We start from the raw sequence: 17,706 nt of genomic DNA on the forward strand, positions 1-17,706 counted from the left end.
GCAGTCCTTGCAGCCGGCCCCGCGAAACCAGCGTATCGGTTCACCTAAGCGTACAAGATGATGACCAGGCTCGAAACCCTGAAAAACAATTTGCAGACCACCCTCGGCGCGGATATCGCGCTGACCGAGGCGTTGGGCGAGCTGACGCTCGAAGTGCCCGCGCAGCAGTGGTTCTCCGTCTGCAACAAGCTGCGCACCGAAGTCGGCCTGCGCTTTGAAACCTGTATCGACCTCTGCGGCGTCGACTACCTGACCTGGGGCAACGGCACGCGCCAACTGCCCGAGGAAACCAACGCCAAGGTCCACCGCTCGCGTTTCGCCGTGGTCGCGCACCTGCTCTCGATCGAGAACAACTGGCGCCTGCGCGTGCGTACCTGGGCCGAAGACGACGAATTCCCGATGGTCGCGTCGTTGATGGAATGCTGGCCTGCCGTGGGCTGGTTCGAACGCGAAGCCTTCGACCTGTACGGCATCGTCTTCGAAGGCCACCCGGACCTGCGCCGCATCCTCACCGACTATGGCTTCATCGGCCATCCCTTCCGCAAGGACTTCCCGCTGTCCGGCACCGTCGAAATGCGCTACGACCCGGAACAACGGCGCGTCATTTACCAGCCGGTCACGATCGATCCGCGCGAAGTCACGCCGCGCGTGGTCCGCGAAGACTCCTACGGCTTGGGGCGTTAAATCATGGCAGAAATCAAGAACTACACGCTCAACTTCGGCCCTCAGCACCCGGCCGCGCACGGTGTGCTGCGCCTGGTGCTCGAACTCGACGGCGAAGTGATCCAGCGCGCCGACCCGCACATCGGCCTGCTGCACCGCGCCACTGAAAAGCTGGCCGAACACAAGACCTACATCCAGGCGCTGCCCTACATGGACCGCCTGGACTACGTGTCCATGATGTGCAACGAGCACGCCTACGTCATGGCCATCGAAAAGCTGCTGGGCGTGGAAGCCCCGCTGCGCGCGCAGTACATCCGCGTGATGTTCGACGAGATCACCCGTCTGCTGAACCACCTGATGTCGCTGGGTTCGCACGCGCTGGACGTGGGCGCCATGGCGGTGTTCCTGTATGCCTTCCGTGAGCGCGAAGACCTGATGGACTGCTATGAAGCGGTCTCGGGCGCGCGCATGCACGCGGCCTACTATCGTCCTGGCGGCGTCTACCGCGACCTGCCGGACTCGATGCCGCAATACGGCGACACCAGCAAGTACCGCGGCGACAAGGAAGTGCGCGTCATGAACGACGCGCGTTCGGGTTCGCTGCTGGATTTCATCGAAGACTTCACCAACCGCTTCCCGGCTTGCGTCGACGAGTACGAAACGCTGCTGACCGACAACCGCATCTGGAAGCAGCGTCTGGTGGGCATCGGCGTGGTCGATCCCGAACGCGCCAAGGCGCTGGGCTTCACCGGCCCGATGCTGCGCGGTTCGGGCGTGGCCTGGGACCTGCGCAAGATGCAGCCCTACGAAGTCTACGATCTGCTCGATTTCGACATCCCCGTGGGTGTCAACGGCGACTGCTATGACCGCTACCTGGTCCGTATCGCCGAAATGCGTGAGAGCAACCGCATCATCCGCCAGTGCGTGGAATGGCTGCGCAACAACCCGGGCCCGGTCATGATCGAGAACCACAAGATCGCCCCGCCCAAGCGCACCGCCATGAAAACCAACATGGAAGAGCTGATCCATCACTTCAAGCTCTTCACTGAAGGTTTCCACGTGCCTCCCGGTGAAGCGTACGCCTCGGTGGAACACCCCAAGGGCGAATTCGGCATCTACGCGGTGTCCGACGGCGCCAACAAGCCTTACCGCCTGAAGATTCGGGCCCCCGGCTTTGTCCACCTGCAATCGCTGGATGAAATGTCGCGCGGTCACATGATTGCCGACGCCGTCACCATCATTGGCACGCAGGACATCGTTTTTGGCGAGATCGATCGCTGATCCGCCCAGACAGTCACGAGCACGCCCGCATAACCCGGATTCAAACTATGCTGCTTTCCGAACAGGCCTACCAGAAAATCGACCGAGAACTCGCGAAGTTCCCGGGCGACCAGCGGCAGTCCGCCATCATGGCCTCGCTTGCCATCGCGCAAGAAGAGAAGGGCTGGTTGGCTACCGAAATCATTGAAGATGTGGCCAACTACATTGGCGTTCCGCCCATCGCGGTCCAGGAAGTCGCCACCTTCTACAACATGTTCGACGTCAAGCCCGTCGGCAAGAACAAGATCGCCGTCTGCACGAACCTGCCCTGTGCCTTGCGCGACGGCGAACGCGCCGGCGACTACCTGAAGCGCAAGCTGGGCGTCGACTACCGCGGCACCACTCCCGACGGCCAGTTCACGCTGGTGGAAGGCGAGTGCATGGGCGCTTGCGGCGATTCGCCCGTGCTCATCGTGAACAACAAGCATATGTGCGTGCGCATGACCGAAGAGAAGCTGGACGCGCTGGTCGCGGCCCTCAAGGCGCAAGGAGAGTCGGCATGAACGCGCCCGACCTGTACAAGCAGTTCGCGCAGGGGCTGGACCCCAACCCGCTGAACGATGTTTCCAATTCGATGTGCCTGCATGGCCGACACATCCAGCCGCAGATCCTGGCTGACGTCGACGGCGCCAACTGGCGCCTGGCCGACTACGTCAAGCGCGGCGGCTACGAAGCCCTGAAGAAGATCCTGACCACCGGCATGAAGCCGGAAGACGTGATCGCCGAGGTCAAGGCCTCCGGCCTGCGCGGCCGCGGCGGCGCCGGTTTCCCGACCGGCCTGAAGTGGAGCTTCATGCCGCGCGCCTTCCCGGGCCAGAAGTACCTGGTCTGCAACTCCGACGAAGGCGAACCCGGCACGTTCAAGGACCGCGACATCCTGCGCTTCAATCCGCACATCGTGATTGAAGGCATGGCGATCGCGGCCTACGCCATGGGCATCAGCGTCGGCTACAACTACATCCACGGCGAAATCTTCGAAGTCTACGAGCGCTTCGAAGAAGCGCTGGAAGAGGCGCGCGCCGCCGGCTTCCTGGGCGACAAGATCCTGGGTTCGGATTTCAGCTTCCAGCTGCACGCGTTCCATGGCTATGGCGCCTACATCTGCGGCGAAGAAACCGCGCTGCTGGAGTCGCTGGAAGGCAAGAAGGGCCAACCGCGCTTCAAGCCGCCGTTCCCGGCCAGCTTCGGCCTGTACGGCAAGCCCACCACCATCAACAACACCGAAACGTTCGCGGCGGTGCCCTGGATCATCCGCAACGGCGGCCAGGCCTACCTCGAAGTCGGCAAGCCGAACAACGGCGGCACCAAGCTGTTCTCGATCACCGGCGACGTCGAGCGTCCCGGCAACTACGAGATCCCGCTGGGCACCCCGTTCTCGAAACTGCTGGAACTGGCGGGCGGCATGCGCGGCGGCAAGAAGCTGAAGGCCGTGATCCCCGGCGGTTCGAGCGCTCCTGTGCTGCCGGCCGACATCATCATGGAATGCACGATGGACTATGACTCCATCGCCAAGGCCGGCTCGATGCTGGGCTCGGGCGCTGTGATCGTCATGGACGAAACCCGCTGCATGGTGAAGTCGCTCTTGCGCCTGTCGTACTTCTATTTCGAGGAAAGCTGCGGCCAGTGCACGCCGTGCCGCGAAGGCACCGGCTGGCTCTACCGCATGGTGCATCGCATCGAAAACGGTCACGGCCGTCCGGAAGATCTGGACTTGCTGGACAACGTGGCGGGCAACATCATGGGCCGCACCATCTGCGCCCTGGGTGACGCCGCCGCCATGCCCGTCCGTGGCTTCCTCAAGCATTTTCACGACGAATTCGCGCACCACATCGAGCACAAGTCTTGTGTGGTCCCGCAATATCTGTAGGTCTCAGGAACAGCAATGGTTGAACTAACCGTCGACGGCAACAAGGTCGAAGTGCCCGAAGGCAGCATGGTCATGCATGCCGCTCAGAAAGTCGGGCTTTACGTGCCGCATTTCTGCTACCACAAGAAACTGTCCATCGCGGCCAACTGCCGCATGTGCCTGGTTGAAGTGGAAAAAGCGCCCAAGGCGTTGCCCGCCTGCGCCACGCCCGTGACCAACGGCATGGTCGTCCACACCTGCTCCGAGAAGGCTATCGCCGCTCAGAAGTCGGTGATGGAATTCTTGCTCATCAATCACCCGCTCGACTGCCCGATCTGCGATCAGGGCGGCGAATGCCAGCTGCAGGACCTGGCTGTGGGCTACGGCGGCTCTTCCTCGCGTTACCAGGAAGAAAAGCGCGTGGTGTTCCACAAGGACCTGGGTCCGCTGGTTTCCGCCGAGGAAATGAGCCGCTGCATCCACTGCACCCGCTGCGTGCGCTTCGGCCAGGAAATCGCCGGCGTCATGGAACTGGGCATGCTGGGCCGCGGCGAACACTCCGAGATCACGACCTTCGTCGGCCGTTCGATCGAATCGGAACTCTCGGGCAACATGATCGACATCTGTCCGGTGGGCGCGCTGACCTCCAAGCCCTTCCGCTACAGCGCGCGCACCTGGGAACTGGCTCGCCGCCGTTCGGTCAGCCCGCACGACAGCCTGGGCGCCAACCTGGTGGTCCAGGTCAAGGGCGACCGCGTCATGCGCGTGGTGCCGTTCGAAGACGAAGCCGTCAACGAATGCTGGATCAGCGACCGCGACCGCTTCTCGTACGAAGGCCTGAACAGCGAAGACCGCCTGTCGGCTCCGATGATCAAGGGCACCGACGGCAAGTGGCAGGAAGCCTCCTGGAGCGACGCGCTTGCCGCCGTGGCCCAGGGCCTGTCCCGCGTGCGCGACAGCTTCGGCGCCGGCCAGATCGGCGCCCTGGCGTCCGAATACGCCACCACCGAGGAATACGCGCTGCTGGGCCGCTTGGTCCGTTCGCTGGGTTCCGAGAACATCGACTTCCGCCTGCGCCAGACCGATGCCGCCTTCGACGCCGCCCTGACCGGCGCGCCGTGGCTGGGCATGCCCATCGCCGAGCTCGACAACCTGGACCGCGTCCTGGTGGTCGGTTCGTTCCTGCGCAAGGATCATCCGCTCATGGCGCAGCGCCTGCGCCAAGCCGCCAAGCGCGGCACGCAGATCCTGATGGTCGACAGCGCTGCCGACGATCCCCTGATGCCCGTGGCCGCCCGCATTACCGTGGCCCCGTCCGAGCTGGCGCGCGCGCTGGCCGAAGTGGCCGTCGCGCTGGCCCAGGCCAAGGAACAGGCCGTGCCGGCCGAGTTCGCCTCGGTCGCGCCCAGCGAAAACGCCAAGCTCATCGCCGCCAGCCTGGCTTCCGGCGCCAATACCGCCGTGCTGATGGGCAACCTGGCCGTGGCCAGCGCCCAGGCCTCGACCCTGGCCGCCAACGGCCGCGCCGTGGCTGAACTGGCCGGCGGCAAGTTCGGTTTCCTGACCTCCGGCGGCAACACCGTCGGCGGTTACCTGGCAGGCGCCATTCCTGGCAAGGGCGGCAAGAACGCCGCCGCCATGCTGGCCGAGCCGCTGAAGGCCTACGTGGTCCTGCACGCCGAGCCGCTGCTGGATGCCGACAATGGCCAGCAAGCCATCGCCGCGCTGCGCGGCGCGCAGTTCGCCGTGGCCCTGACGCCTTATCGTTCGGCTGCCGCCGAATGGGCCGACGTCATGCTGCCGGTGTCGCCGTTCACCGAAACCTCGGGTACGTTCGTCAACGCCCAAGGCCTGGCTCAGAGCTTCAAGGGCACGGTCACGCCGTTCGGCCAGACCCGTCCGGGCTGGAAGGTCCTGCGCGTGCTTGGCAACGTCCTGCACCTGGCCGGCTTTGACGACGAGACCTCCGAGTCCGTGCGCGACGCCGTGCTGGCGGGCGGCATCGAAGGCCGCCTGTCCAACGAGATCAAGGCCCCGCTGGGCCTGGGCCAGGCCGCCAGCGGCCTGGAACGCGTCGCCGACGTGCCGATCTACCGCACCGACGCCATGGTCCGCCGTTCGGAGCCGCTGCAAGCGGCCCCGGCCTCCAAGAAGCCGGCTGCCGCCATGAACGGCCGCACGCTCACCAGCCTGGGCCTGACGGCTGGCGTCAAGGTGCGCGTGTCGAACGGGCAGGGCGCCGTCGAACTCGAAACCGTGCAGGACGATGCCGTGGCGGACCGCGCCGTGCGCATCTCGGCAGCCTTTGAAAACACCGCAGCCCTGGGTGGCGCATTCGGTCAAATCAGCGTGGAGCGTGCCTGATGGAATGGCTTAATGTTCTTGAGAGCCAGGGTACGGCATTGCTGGGCCCGACGGTCTGGATGGTCCTCTGGACCCTCATCAAGATTGTGGTCATCGCCGTGCCCATCATCCTGTGCGTGGCGTACCTGACCTACTGGGAACGCAAGATGATCGGCGCCATGCACGTGCGCATGGGCCCGAACCGCGTTGGCTTCAAGGGGCTGCTGCAGCCGTTCGCCGACGTGTTCAAGCTGCTGACCAAGGAAGTGGTGGTTCCGTCGCAGGCCAACAAGGTGCTGTTCATCGTGGCCCCGGTGGTCACGCTGATGCCTGCGCTGGCCGCCTGGGCGGTGGTGCCGTTCGGTCCCGACGTGGTCCTGGCCAACGTCAACGCCGGCCTGCTGTACATCATGGCCATCACGTCCGTGGGCGTGTACGGCGTGATCGTGGCGGGTTGGGCGTCCAACTCCAAGTACGCCTTCCTGGGCGCGCTGCGCGCTTCCGCGCAGATGCTGTCCTACGAACTGGCCATCGGCTTCGTGCTGGTGACGGTGCTGCTGGTGTCCGGCAGCCTGAACATGTCCGAGATCGTGCATGTGCAGAACCGCGGCTGGTTTGCCGACAAGGGCCTGACGTTCCTGTCCTGGAACTGGCTGCCGCTCTTGCCGCTGTTCGTGATCTACGTGATTTCGGCCGTGGCTGAAACCAACCGCCACCCGTTCGACGTGGTCGAAGGCGAATCGGAAATCGTGGCCGGCCACATGGTCGAATACTCGGGCATGGCGTTCGCGCTGTTCTTCCTGGGCGAATACGCCAACATGATCCTGCTGTCCTGCATGGCCTCGATCATGTTCCTGGGCGGCTGGGCTTCCCCGATCGACATCGCGCCGCTGACCTGGATTCCGGGTTGGATCTGGCTGGGTCTCAAGACGTTCGTCGTGGTCTCGTTGTTCGTGTGGTTCCGCGCGTCGTTCCCGCGCTACCGCTATGACCAGATCATGCGCTTGGGTTGGAAAATCTTCATCCCGCTGACCGGCGTTTGGCTGGTCGTGGTGGCGATCTGGATGCAGACGCCCTGGAACATTTGGCGCTAAGCCGCCAGGCAGAGGCAGGATATGGAAGCGATCAAGGATTTCTTCGGCAGTCTGATGCTGACCGAATTGCTCAAGGGCATGCGCCTGACGGGCAAGTATTTCTTCAAGCGCAAGGTCACCTTGCGCTACCCCCAGGAAAAGACGCCTGCGTCGCCGCGTTTCCGCGGCCTGCACGCGCTGCGCCGCTACCCCAACGGGGAAGAGCGCTGCATCGCGTGCAAGCTGTGTGAAGCCGTGTGCCCCGCGCTGGCGATCACCATCGAGTCGGACCAGCGCGATGACGGCACCCGCCGCACCACGCGTTACGACATCGACCTGACCAAGTGCATTTTCTGCGGCTTCTGTGAGGAAAGCTGCCCCGTGGACTCCATCGTGGAAACGCACATCCACGAATACCACGGTGAAAAGCGCGGCGACCTGTATTTCACCAAAGACATGCTGCTCGCCGTGGGCGACCGCTACGAAGCCGACATCGCCCGCCGCCGGGCCGAAGACGCTCCCTATCGTTGAAGCCCAGGACCTGATCCATGACTTTTACCACTGTCCTGTTTTACATACTGGCCGCCGTGCTGGTGATCGCGGCGTTCCGCGTGATCACCGCGCGCAGCCCGGTCACCGCCGTCCTGCACCTGATCCTGGCCTTCGTCAACGCGGCCATGCTGTGGATGCTGCTTGGCGCCGAGTTCCTCGCGCTGCTGCTGGTGCTGGTATACGTGGGCGCCGTGATGGTGCTTTTCCTCTTCGTCGTGATGATGCTGGACATCCGCATGGATGCCCTGCGCCAGGGTATGAAGACCTACCTGCCGCTCGGCCTGGTCATCGGCCTGGTGATGGTGGTCGAAATGGCCTTCGTGCTGGGTTCGACCTGGTACGGCGCGGGCCCGCAAGCCCCGGTCGCCGGCGACTACAACAACGCCCGCGCGCTGGGCGAGGCCATGTACACCCAGTACATCTACGCCATTGAAGTGGGCGCCGCGCTGCTGCTGGTCGGCATGGTCGCCGCCATCGCGCTGACCCTGCGCCGCCGCCGCGACGTGAAGTACAACGACCCGGTGGCCGCCGTCCGCGTGCGCTCGAAGGACCGTTACCGCATGGTGAGCATGCCCGCCCAGAGCGAGCGCGCCCAGGCGCAGAACGGCACCCCGACCGCCGCCGCGCCCCAAGGAGAACAAAAATGACGCTGACGCTGGCCCACTACCTGATCCTCGGGGCGATCCTGTTCGCCATCGGGATCTTCGGCATCTTCCTGAACCGCCGCAACCTGATCATTCTCCTGATGTCCATCGAGCTGGTGCTCCTGGCCGTCAACATGAACTTCGTGGCGTTCTCCAGCTGGTTCGGCGACACCGCCGGCCAGGTGTTCGTGTTCTTCATCCTGACCGTGGCCGCCGCCGAAGCGGCGATCGGCCTGGCCATCCTGGTGCTGCTGTTCCGCAACCTGAACACGATCAACGTTGACGAACTCGATCGCCTGAAGGGCTGACGGGGTATTGGAAGAAAATGTCTAGCTCACCCAATCTCTACTTGCTCATCGCGCTGGCTCCGCTGGCCGGGGCAATTCTCGCGGGCCTCTTCGGCACCGGGTTCCTGGGCCGTCCCATCGGCCGCCGCGCTTCGCACATGATCACCATCCTGGGCGTGCTCATCTCCACCATCGGTTCGGTGGTGGTGCTGAACGACGTGCTCAATGGCTTGCGCTTCGACGGCGCGGTCTACACCTGGAGCCTGATCGGCCAGACCAAGCTGGAAATCGGCTTCCTGATCGATCCGCTGTCGGCCATGATGATGGTCGTGGTGACTTCGGTGTCGCTGATGGTGCACATCTACACCATCGGCTACATGGCGGATGACCCCGGCTACCAGCGCTTCTTCTCGTACATCTCGCTGTTCACGTTCTCCATGCTGATGCTGGTGATGTCGAACAACATGGTGCAGCTGTTCTTCGGCTGGGAAGCGGTGGGCCTGGTGTCGTACCTGCTGATCGGCTTCTGGTACACCCGTCCCACGGCGATCTTCGCCAACATGAAGGCGTTCCTGATCAACCGCGTCGGCGACTTCGGCTTCGTGCTCGGCATCGGCCTGCTGTTCGCTTACGCCGGCACCATGCACTACGGCGAAGTCTTCGCCCAGGCCGACAAGCTGGCCACGCTGACGCTGCCCGGTTCCGACTGGATGCTGCTGACCGTCGCCTGCATCTGCCTGTTCATCGGCGCCATGGGCAAATCGGCCCAGGTTCCGCTGCACGCCTGGCTGCCTGACTCGATGGAAGGCCCGACCCCGATCTCCGCGCTGATCCACGCCGCCACCATGGTGACGGCCGGCATCTTCATGGTCGCGCGTTTCTCGCCGCTGTTCGAACTGTCCGACGTGGCGCTGTCCTTCATCATCGTGATCGGCGCCATCGGCGCGCTGTTCCTGGGCATCCTGGGCATCATCCAGAACGACATCAAGCGCGTGGTCGCGTACTCCACGCTGTCGCAGCTGGGTTACATGACGGTCGCGCTCGGCGCCTCGGCTTACTCGGTCGCGATCTTCCACCTGATGACGCACGCGTTCTTCAAGGCGCTGCTGTTCCTGGGCGCGGGCTCCGTGATCATCGGCATGCACCATGACCAGGACATCCGCAACATGGGCGGCCTGCGCAAGTACATGCCCATCACCTGGATCACTTTCCTGCTGGGCACGCTGGCCCTGGTCGGCACGCCGTTCTTCTCGGGCTTCTACTCGAAGGAACACATCATCGAGGCCGCCGGCGCCGCCAATGTCTGGGGCGCGAACTTCGCGTACTACTCGACCCTGATCGGCGTGTTCGTGACCTCGCTGTACTCGTTCCGCGTGTACTTCCTGGTCTTCCACGGCAAGGAACGCTTCGATACCACCGGTCACGGCCATGGCCACGACGACCATCACCACGCCGCCGACGTCGACCATGAGCCGGACGGCCATGGCCATCACGGCACGCCGCATGAGTCGCCCTGGGTGGTCACGCTGCCGCTGGTGCTGCTGGCGATCCCGTCGGTCATCATCGGCGCCCTGGTGGTCGATCCGATGCTGTTCGGCAAGTTCTTCGACGGCGTGATCAAGGTCCTGCCGCAGCATCCTGCGATGCACGAGCTGCACGAAGAGTGGCACGGTTGGGTGGCCTTCGGCCTGCACGCCTTCCAGACGGTTCCGTTCTGGCTGGTCGTGGCTGGCGCCGTCACCGCCTGGTACTGCTATCTGATCAACCCGAAGGTTCCGGCCAAGATCCAATCCAGCCTGTCCGGCATCAACAAGGTGCTCGAGAACAAGTACTACGTGGATTGGGTCAACGAGCAGATCATCGCCCGCGGCCTGCGCTGCCTGGGCCGTGGCCTGTGGCAGACCGGTGACCGCGGCATCATCGACGGCCTGCTGATCAACGGCAGCGCCCGTGTGGTGGGCTGGGTGGCAGCGGTCAGCCGTCACCTGCAGTCCGGCTTCATCTATCACTACGCGTTCGCGATGATCATCGGCATCATGGCGCTGGTGACTTTCTTTGTGCTGATTCCCCAATGATGGCAAGCGAGATGGCATCCAACACTTTCCCCTGGCTCACGCTTGCGATCTTTGTCCCGATCGTATTCGGCCTGCTGGTGCTGGCGGTGGGCCGTGACGACCGTCCCGGCCTGACGCGCGGCCTGTCGCTCGTCGGCTCAATCGCCGGTTTCCTCGTCACGATCCCGCTGTACACCGGTTTCGACTCCACCACGGCCAAGATGCAGTTCGTGGAGAAGACCTCCTGGATCGAGGCCTTCAACGTCAATTACCACCTGGGCATCGACGGCATCTCGATGTGGTTCGTGCTCCTGACCGCCTTCATCACCATCATCGTGGTGCTGGCCGGCTGGGAAGTCATCACCAGCCGCGTGTCCCAGTACATGGCCGCCTTCCTGATCCTGTCGGGTCTGATGGTGGGCGTGTTCTGCGCGCTGGACGGCATGCTGTTCTACGTGTTCTTCGAAGCTACGCTGATCCCGATGTACATCATCATCGGCGTCTGGGGCGGCCCGAACCGCGTGTACGCGGCGTTCAAGTTCTTCCTGTACACGCTGATGGGCTCGCTGCTGACGCTGGTCGCCTTCGTGTACCTGTGGAACGTGTCGGGCGGTTCGTTCGACATCCTGACCTGGCAGCAGACCAAGCTGGGCTACACCCCGCAGATCCTGATCTTCGTGGCTTTGCTGGCGGCCTTTGCCGTCAAGGTGCCGATGTGGCCGGTCCACACGTGGTTGCCCGACGCTCACGTCGAAGCTCCCACGGGCGGCTCGATCGTGCTGGCCGCGATCATGCTGAAGCTGGGCGCCTACGGTTTCCTGCGCTTCTCGCTGCCGATCGCGCCTGACGCCTCGCACAGCCTGGCCGGCATGATGATCACGCTGTCGCTGATCGCCGTGATCTACATCGGCCTGGTCGCGATCGTCCAGGACGACATGAAAAAGCTGGTGGCGTATTCGTCCGTCGCTCACATGGGCTTCGTGACGCTGGGCTTCTTCATCTTCAACACGGCCGGCGTCGAAGGCGCCATCGTGCAGATGATCTCGCACGGCTTCGTATCGGGCGCCATGTTCATGTGTATCGGCGTGCTCTATGACCGCATGCACTCGCGCCGCATCGCCGACTACGGCGGCGTGGTCAACGTCATGCCGCGTTTCGCCACCTTCTTCATCCTGTTCTCGATGGCCAACAGCGGCCTGCCGGCCACCAGCGGTTTCGTCGGCGAGTTCATGGTGATCATGGGCGCGGTCGAGCACAACTTCTGGATCGGCCTGCTGGCGGCGACCGCCCTGATCCTGGGCGCTTCGTATTCGCTGTGGATGGTCAAGCGCGTGGTCCTGGGCGACGTCGCCAACGACCACGTGCGTGAACTGACCGATATCAACCGCCGCGAGTTTGTGATTCTTGGCGTGATGGCGATCGCCGTGTTGTACATGGGGATCTATCCCAAGCCCTTTACCGACGTGATGCACGTTTCGGTGGAGGCCCTGCTGCAACACGTTGCCGTCTCGAAACTGTAAGACAAGACAATGATGCAATCCCAAATCGATTTCGCCCTGGCGACACCGGAAATCCTCCTGCTGGTTTTCGGCCTGGCTATCCTGCTCGTCGACGCGGTCAGCAATCACCCCGAGCGCAAGCCGACGTTTCTGCTGACCATGCTTGCATTGGGCGTGCTGACCGTCGTGTCGGCCCTGCAATGGAAGAACGGCGTTGTTGGTTCGACCTTCAACGGCCTGTACGTCACCGACGAACTGTCGCATCTGCTCAAGATCGCGTCCTACATCGCCGTGGCCGCGACCCTGGTCTATGGCCGTGTCTACGCGCAAGTGCGCGACATGATGCGCGGCGGCGAACTCTACGTCCTGACGCTGTTCGCCCTGCTGGGCCAGATGGTCATGATCTCCTCCGGGAACCTGATCTCCATCTACCTGGGCCTGGAGCTGATGTCGCTGGCGCTGTACGCGCTGATCGCGCTGCGCCGCGACAACGTCGTCGCCACCGAAGCCGCCATGAAGTACTTCGTGCTGGGCGCGCTGGCCTCGGGCTTCCTGCTGTACGGCATGTCCATGATCTACGGTGCCACCGGCCACCTGGATCTGGCTGAAGTGTCCAAGGTCATCGCCGCGGGCAAGGCCGAGAAGCTGGCCCTGGTGTTCGGCATCGTGTTCCTGGTGTCGGGCCTGGCGTTCAAGCTCGGCGCCGTGCCGTTCCACATGTGGGTTCCGGACGTCTACCAGGGTTCGCCCACCGCCGTCACCCTGATCCTGGGCGGCGCGCCCAAGCTGGCCGCCTTCGCCATCACGCTGCGCCTGCTGGTCGATGGCCTGCACGGCCTGGCCGCCGACTGGCAGCCGATGCTGATGATCCTGGCGGTGCTGTCGCTGGCCATCGGCAACCTGACGGCCATTGCGCAGACCAACTTCAAGCGCATGCTGGCCTATTCGACCATCTCGCACATGGGCTTCGTGCTGCTGGGCCTGATGTCGGGTTCGGTCGCGGGCAAGCCGGAACTGTCGTCGGCCGCCTACGGCGCCTCGCTGTTTTACATGCTGACCTACGTGCTGACCACGCTGGCCAGCTTCGGCATCGTGCTGCTGCTGTCGCGCCAAGGTTTCGAGTGCGAGCATATCGACGACCTGAAGGGCCTGAACCGCCGCAGCCCGTGGCATGCCGCCATCGTGCTGCTGCTGATGTTCTCGCTGGCCGGCATTCCGCCGCTGGTGGGCTTCTACGCCAAGCTGGCCGTGCTGCAGGCGCTGGTCAGCGCAGGCCACGTGACCCTGGCCGTGATCGCCGTGCTGTTCTCGCTGATCGGCGCGTTCTACTACCTGCGCGTGGTCAAGGTCGTGTACTTCGACGAGCCGGCCGCCGATGCCGCGCCGATGGTCGCCACCTGCGGCCAGCGCGGCGTGCTGTCGGTCAACGGCGCCCTGATCCTGATCCTGGGCATCCTGCCGGGCGGCCTGATGGCCTTGTGCGTGCAGGCAATCCGCAGCTCGCTCAGCCTGTAAACGGAAAACGGGGCCATGAACCAGACTCTGGCGGTATGGCTGTTGATCGCGCTGGCCTTGGTCAGCGCAAATCTCCCGTTCCTGACGGAGCGGGTATTCGCCGTCATGCCCTGGAAGCAGGGCGGGGTGGCGGCAGTCAAACCGTTCTGGATGCGCCTGATCGAAGTGCTGGTGTTCTACGCCATCGTCGGTGCGCTCGGTTTCGCGTTCGAATCCACGCTGGGCAACCGCTTTTCCCAGACCTGGGAGTTCTACGCGATCACGCTGAGCCTGTATCTGGTGCTGGCGTATCCGGGGTTTGTGTATCGGTACCTGTTCAAGCGGCACCCGCGCCTGCGCACCTGAAGGCAGCCTGGTTCATGCATGAAAAACGCCCTGTGGGGCGTTTTTTTTCGTGGGTGCATGGAACCGGCTTAGCCTGTGCCTTTTGAGCTTGCTGATGCCTTTCCTTGCCCATTCGCGGGTATTCGGGAAGGCGGAGCTACTCAGCGTCTTGCACTAGCGGATCTCCGGCGGGAGCCCTGCGAAGACCCGTGGGGATAACCCGCTTATGGTGTTGTTTTTTCATCTTTTGGATGAGTTTGGGTCTTTCATTCAGGTTTCATTCAGCCGCACAGTTCAGAATCGCAAACGTTAAAAAAACAAGAATCGTTGCTATTTACATTCGGAGAAGCTGGTTTGAAGCCCCAAGATACGTATTCGCTGAATGCGCTCACTACCTCCCTGGCTGCCGCGATCGCGGCCCCCGCGCTGTTCATCAGCCCGTACGCCGCCGCCCAATCCGCGGATTCGGGCGTGACGCAACTTGCGCCCGTGCGCGTGGAGGGTGAGGGGTCGTCCTACCAGACATCCACGGCGCAATCGCCCAAGTTCACGGCCCCCTTGCTGGACACCCCGCGCACGGTGCAGGTCGTGCCAAAGCAGGTGATCCAGGACCAGGCTGCGTCCACGCTGCAGGACGTCCTGCGCAATTCGCCCGGCATCACGTTCGGCGCGGGCGAGGGCGGTCGCCCGGGCGGCGACCTGCCGATCATCCGCGGCCAGAATTCCGCCGGCAGCATTTTCCTGGACGGCATTCGCGATTCCAGCACGCAGGTGCGCGACACCTTCAACCTGGAGCAGGTCGAAGTCATCAAGGGGCCGGACTCGGTCTATTCCGGCCGCGGCGGCGCGGGCGGCAGCATCAACATGGTCAGCAAGACGCCCAAGGCCACCGACTTCACGGAAGCCACGGCGCAGATCGGCACGGACAGCAACTACCGTGCGACCATCGACAGCAATTGGCGCCTGGCCGACAAGGCCGCGTTCCGCCTGAACGTCATGGGCAACAAGGGTGACGCGCCCGGCCGTGACGACGCGGTGGACTTCGAGCGTTGGGGCGTGGCGCCCTCGCTGACCTTGGGCGTGGGTACGCCGACGCGCATCACGCTGAGCTACTACCACTACCAAGACGACAGCATGCCGGATTACTCCATCCCGTATGACCCGAAAACGGGCCAGCCGGTGACGGAGACCATGGGTGTAAGCCGCAAGAGCTTCTATGGCTTGAAGGGCCGCGATTTCATGAAGACCCGCGACGACGTCGCTACCGTGGACTTCCAGCACGACTTCTCCGACAAGCTGCAACTGCGCAACGTGACGCGCTATGGCCGCGGCACCACCGATTTTGCGGCGACCAACCCCGACGACAGCAAGGGCAACGTTCCGAATGGCCTGGTGTACCGGGCGCTCAAGTCGGGCTACTACGTCACCAAGAGCTTCGCCAACCAGACCAACCTGACGGGCGAATTCGATACCGGCAGCCTGAAGCACTCGTTCGACCTGGGCTTCGAGTACAGCAACATCAAGCAGGACAAGGACAGCTACACCGAGTCGGGCGTTCCCGCTGGAACGAGCGGCTGCGTGACTGGCACCGCCAACGGCAAGAATACCTACGCCAATCCGGCGCTTTGCGCCTCGTTGTGGGATCCGGACCCGGGCACCTATTATCCTGGCCATCTGCAACGGAACAACAATCCGGCGCGCTACAACACGGATACGGTCGCGCTCTACGGCTTCGACACGATCAAGTTCAACGAGCAATGGCAAGCCAGCCTGGGCCTGCGTTGGGACAATTACCGTACCAGCGGCAGCAACATCGCCAAGGGCCGCAATGACCCGGCCAGCACGCCGGCGTTCTACAGTACCAGCCGCGAGGACAACCTCTTTAACTACCAGGTTGGCTTGGCATACAAGCCCTCGCCCAACGGTACCATCTACGCCACTTACGGAACTTCGTCCACGCCGTCCGCCATCGCCTCCAGCGCGATCAGCGATGCCGTGTCGGTCACGAACCAGTCGCTGGAGCCTGAGAAGAGCCGTACGGTCGAACTGGGCACGAAGTGGCAGGTGTTCGATGATCGCCTGACGTTGTCGGCGGCGGCTTTCCAGGACATTCGCAAGAACACCAGCGTCGCGGTCTCGGCCACCGAGACCGCGCAGGTCGGCGAGGCCAAGGTGCGCGGCATCGAACTGGGCTTCTCGGGCAGCATCACGCCCAAGTGGAACGTGTTCGGCGGCTACACCTTCATGGACAGCGAAATGACCAAGGGCGCCTACAACAGCGGCGCCGTGGGCCAGGACCTGCCCAACACGCCGCGCAATGCCTTCAGCCTGTGGACCACCTACAAGGTGCTGCCCAAGCTGACGGTCGGCGGCGGCGCCTACTACGTGGACAAGGTGTACGGCAATTCGGACGCGACCAAGAACGCCGACGGCACGCCCAAGGCGCGCTGGGTGCCTTCCTACTGGCGCTTCGACGCCATGGCCGCGTACGAATTCAACGACCATATGTCGGCGCAGTTGAATGTGCTGAATATTTTCGACGAAACCTACTACACCAAGGCCTATGCGGCGCACTACGCGGCGCTGGGCACGGGCCGGGCGGCGCTGCTCTCGCTGCGCGTGCGGTACTGATACGCCGCTGCAATGAAAAAGCCACCGCGAGGTGGCTTTTTTCATGCTCGCCCGCCGGCTGCAGGCACAGGCGCCGGGCGTGACGCGTTCAGCTCTCGAACCAGTTCAGCACCCCGTCCAGCCCCGACACATTCAGCGCGTAGCGCGTCTGCTGACGCACCAGCGGCTTGGCGTGGTAGGCGACGGGGAAGCCGGCGATGCCCAGCATCTTCAGGTCGTTGGCGCCGTCGCCCATGGCGATGATCTGCTCCTGGGAGGCGCCGTGCTGGCGGGCGAACTCGCGCAGGTGGGCTTCCTTGGCGTCGGCGTCGAGGATGTCGCCCAGGACCTTGCCGGTCAGCACGCCGTTGGCGATTTCCAGGGTGTTGGCGTGCGCGCTGTCCAGGTTCAGGCGCTGGCGCAGGCGTTCGGTGAAGAAGGTGAAGCCGCCGGAGACCAGCAGCACCTTGATGCCGGCGGCCTGGGCGGTGGAAATCAGGCGTTCGGCGCCGGGATTCAGGCGCAGCTTTTCCGTATAGACCTGTTCCAGCGCATCGGCCGGCACGCCTTCGAGCAGGGCGACGCGGCGGCGCAGGCTTTCGGAGAAGTCCTTGATCTCGCCGCGCATCGCGGCCTCGGTGATTTCGGAGACCTTGTCCTTCAGGCCCGCCACGCCGGCGATCTCATCGATGCATTCGATGTTGATCAGCGTGGAGTCCATGTCCATGGCCAGCACCTTGCATCCCGACAGCTTCAGGCCGGCGGACAGGAAGGCGGTGTCGACGCCGTGGCGTTCGGCCCAGCCGACGACCTCGGCGCGGGTGGCATCGTCGTGTTGTACGTCGAGCAGACGGGCGGCGGTGGCGCTGATGCGTGCGACGCCTTGCGCCTGGGCCAGGGCTGCCAGCTGTTCGGCGTGTTCCACGGTCAGGCCGGGGGATTGGACGACAAGGTGATGGGTAGTCATAAAAATCAG

At 63.7% G+C, this 17,706-nt stretch carries 15 protein-coding genes; 14 read left to right on the plus strand and 1 reads right to left on the minus strand.

Annotated features, from left to right (window positions below; translation table 11 throughout):
- Positions 1-57: 57 nt before the first annotated feature.
- The 14 genes from ACZ5YA_RS30100 (at position 58) to ACZ5YA_RS30165 (ending at position 16,751) form a co-directional block, all read left to right on the plus strand.
- Positions 58-684, plus strand: a complete 627-nt coding sequence (locus ACZ5YA_RS30100; protein WP_059374964.1) for an NADH-quinone oxidoreductase subunit C — start codon at positions 58-60, stop codon at positions 682-684.
- Between the two features lie 3 nt (positions 685-687).
- Complete coding sequence (locus ACZ5YA_RS30105; RefSeq protein WP_059374957.1) at positions 688-1,944, plus strand: NADH-quinone oxidoreductase subunit D; 1,257 nt, start codon at positions 688-690, stop codon at positions 1,942-1,944.
- Positions 1,945-1,991: 47 nt separating this feature from the next.
- Positions 1,992-2,486, plus strand: a complete 495-nt coding sequence (gene nuoE, locus ACZ5YA_RS30110; protein ID WP_059374951.1) for an NADH-quinone oxidoreductase subunit NuoE — start codon at positions 1,992-1,994, stop codon at positions 2,484-2,486.
- Complete coding sequence (gene nuoF / locus ACZ5YA_RS30115) at positions 2,483-3,850, plus strand: NADH-quinone oxidoreductase subunit NuoF (RefSeq protein ID WP_464091642.1); 1,368 nt, start codon at positions 2,483-2,485, stop codon at positions 3,848-3,850. Before nuoE ends, nuoF begins: the two co-directional genes overlap by 4 nt.
- Positions 3,851-3,865: 15 nt before the next feature.
- Complete coding sequence (nuoG, locus tag ACZ5YA_RS30120) at positions 3,866-6,193, plus strand: NADH-quinone oxidoreductase subunit NuoG (protein ID WP_059374945.1); 2,328 nt, start codon at positions 3,866-3,868, stop codon at positions 6,191-6,193.
- On the plus strand, positions 6,193-7,266 hold the full coding sequence (nuoH, locus tag ACZ5YA_RS30125) for an NADH-quinone oxidoreductase subunit NuoH (RefSeq protein WP_059374944.1): 1,074 nt from the start codon (positions 6,193-6,195) through the stop codon (positions 7,264-7,266). Before nuoG ends, nuoH begins: the two co-directional genes overlap by 1 nt.
- A 21-nt stretch (positions 7,267-7,287) precedes the next feature.
- Positions 7,288-7,776: an NADH-quinone oxidoreductase subunit NuoI gene (gene nuoI, locus ACZ5YA_RS30130; RefSeq protein ID WP_008161196.1), complete on the plus strand. Its 489-nt coding sequence runs from the start codon at positions 7,288-7,290 to the stop codon at positions 7,774-7,776.
- Between the two features lie 17 nt (positions 7,777-7,793).
- A complete protein-coding gene (locus ACZ5YA_RS30135; RefSeq protein ID WP_054450491.1) occupies positions 7,794-8,444 on the plus strand; it encodes an NADH-quinone oxidoreductase subunit J in 651 nt (216 codons plus the stop codon).
- Complete coding sequence (gene nuoK, locus ACZ5YA_RS30140) at positions 8,441-8,749, plus strand: NADH-quinone oxidoreductase subunit NuoK (RefSeq protein ID WP_006217969.1); 309 nt, start codon at positions 8,441-8,443, stop codon at positions 8,747-8,749. The genes ACZ5YA_RS30135 and nuoK overlap by 4 nt, the downstream gene beginning before the upstream one ends.
- 17 nt (positions 8,750-8,766) lie before the next feature.
- Positions 8,767-10,803, plus strand: a complete 2,037-nt coding sequence (nuoL, locus tag ACZ5YA_RS30145) for an NADH-quinone oxidoreductase subunit L (RefSeq protein ID WP_059374943.1) — start codon at positions 8,767-8,769, stop codon at positions 10,801-10,803.
- Positions 10,800-12,302, plus strand: a complete 1,503-nt coding sequence (locus ACZ5YA_RS30150) for an NADH-quinone oxidoreductase subunit M (RefSeq protein ID WP_059374942.1) — start codon at positions 10,800-10,802, stop codon at positions 12,300-12,302. Before nuoL ends, ACZ5YA_RS30150 begins: the two co-directional genes overlap by 4 nt.
- Before the next feature lie 9 nt (positions 12,303-12,311).
- Positions 12,312-13,796: an NADH-quinone oxidoreductase subunit NuoN gene (gene nuoN / locus ACZ5YA_RS30155; protein WP_042796786.1), complete on the plus strand. Its 1,485-nt coding sequence runs from the start codon at positions 12,312-12,314 to the stop codon at positions 13,794-13,796.
- Positions 13,797-13,811: 15 nt separating this feature from the next.
- Positions 13,812-14,141, plus strand: coding sequence for a DUF2818 family protein (locus ACZ5YA_RS30160; protein WP_054450498.1), 330 nt, complete (start codon positions 13,812-13,814; stop codon positions 14,139-14,141).
- A 333-nt stretch (positions 14,142-14,474) separates the two neighbouring features.
- The gene (locus tag ACZ5YA_RS30165) at positions 14,475-16,751 is read left to right on the plus strand and encodes a TonB-dependent receptor (protein WP_464091643.1); all 2,277 of its coding nucleotides are present in this window, start codon (positions 14,475-14,477) and stop codon (positions 16,749-16,751) included.
- Positions 16,752-16,839: 88 nt separating this feature from the next.
- Here the strand turns inward: ACZ5YA_RS30165 and serB are convergent, their stop codons facing one another.
- Positions 16,840-17,697 (minus strand): phosphoserine phosphatase SerB, encoded by an 858-nt coding sequence (gene serB / locus ACZ5YA_RS30170; protein WP_059374940.1) that lies wholly within the window; start codon positions 17,695-17,697, stop codon positions 16,840-16,842.
- Between the last annotated feature and the right edge of the window lie 9 nt (positions 17,698-17,706).

Source organism: Achromobacter sp. JCM 18799 (assembly GCF_055395645.1).

Excerpts from the sequence above, each read along its gene's own strand:
- ACZ5YA_RS30100 (WP_059374964.1), top strand. The coding sequence starts at position 58 with ATGATGACCAGGCTCGAAACCCTGAAAAACAATTTGCAGACCACCCTC.
- ACZ5YA_RS30105 (WP_059374957.1), top strand. The coding sequence starts at position 688 with ATGGCAGAAATCAAGAACTACACGCTCAACTTCGGCCCTCAGCACCCG.
- nuoE (WP_059374951.1), top strand. The coding sequence starts at position 1,992 with ATGCTGCTTTCCGAACAGGCCTACCAGAAAATCGACCGAGAACTCGCG.
- nuoF (WP_464091642.1), top strand. The coding sequence starts at position 2,483 with ATGAACGCGCCCGACCTGTACAAGCAGTTCGCGCAGGGGCTGGACCCC.
- nuoG (WP_059374945.1), top strand. The coding sequence starts at position 3,866 with ATGGTTGAACTAACCGTCGACGGCAACAAGGTCGAAGTGCCCGAAGGC.
- nuoH (WP_059374944.1), top strand. The coding sequence starts at position 6,193 with ATGGAATGGCTTAATGTTCTTGAGAGCCAGGGTACGGCATTGCTGGGC.
- nuoI (WP_008161196.1), top strand. The coding sequence starts at position 7,288 with ATGGAAGCGATCAAGGATTTCTTCGGCAGTCTGATGCTGACCGAATTG.
- ACZ5YA_RS30135 (WP_054450491.1), top strand. The coding sequence starts at position 7,794 with ATGACTTTTACCACTGTCCTGTTTTACATACTGGCCGCCGTGCTGGTG.
- nuoK (WP_006217969.1), top strand. The coding sequence starts at position 8,441 with ATGACGCTGACGCTGGCCCACTACCTGATCCTCGGGGCGATCCTGTTC.
- nuoL (WP_059374943.1), top strand. The coding sequence starts at position 8,767 with ATGTCTAGCTCACCCAATCTCTACTTGCTCATCGCGCTGGCTCCGCTG.
- ACZ5YA_RS30150 (WP_059374942.1), top strand. The coding sequence starts at position 10,800 with ATGATGGCAAGCGAGATGGCATCCAACACTTTCCCCTGGCTCACGCTT.
- nuoN (WP_042796786.1), top strand. The coding sequence starts at position 12,312 with ATGATGCAATCCCAAATCGATTTCGCCCTGGCGACACCGGAAATCCTC.
- ACZ5YA_RS30160 (WP_054450498.1), top strand. The coding sequence starts at position 13,812 with ATGAACCAGACTCTGGCGGTATGGCTGTTGATCGCGCTGGCCTTGGTC.
- serB (WP_059374940.1), bottom strand. The coding sequence starts at position 17,697 with ATGACTACCCATCACCTTGTCGTCCAATCCCCCGGCCTGACCGTGGAA.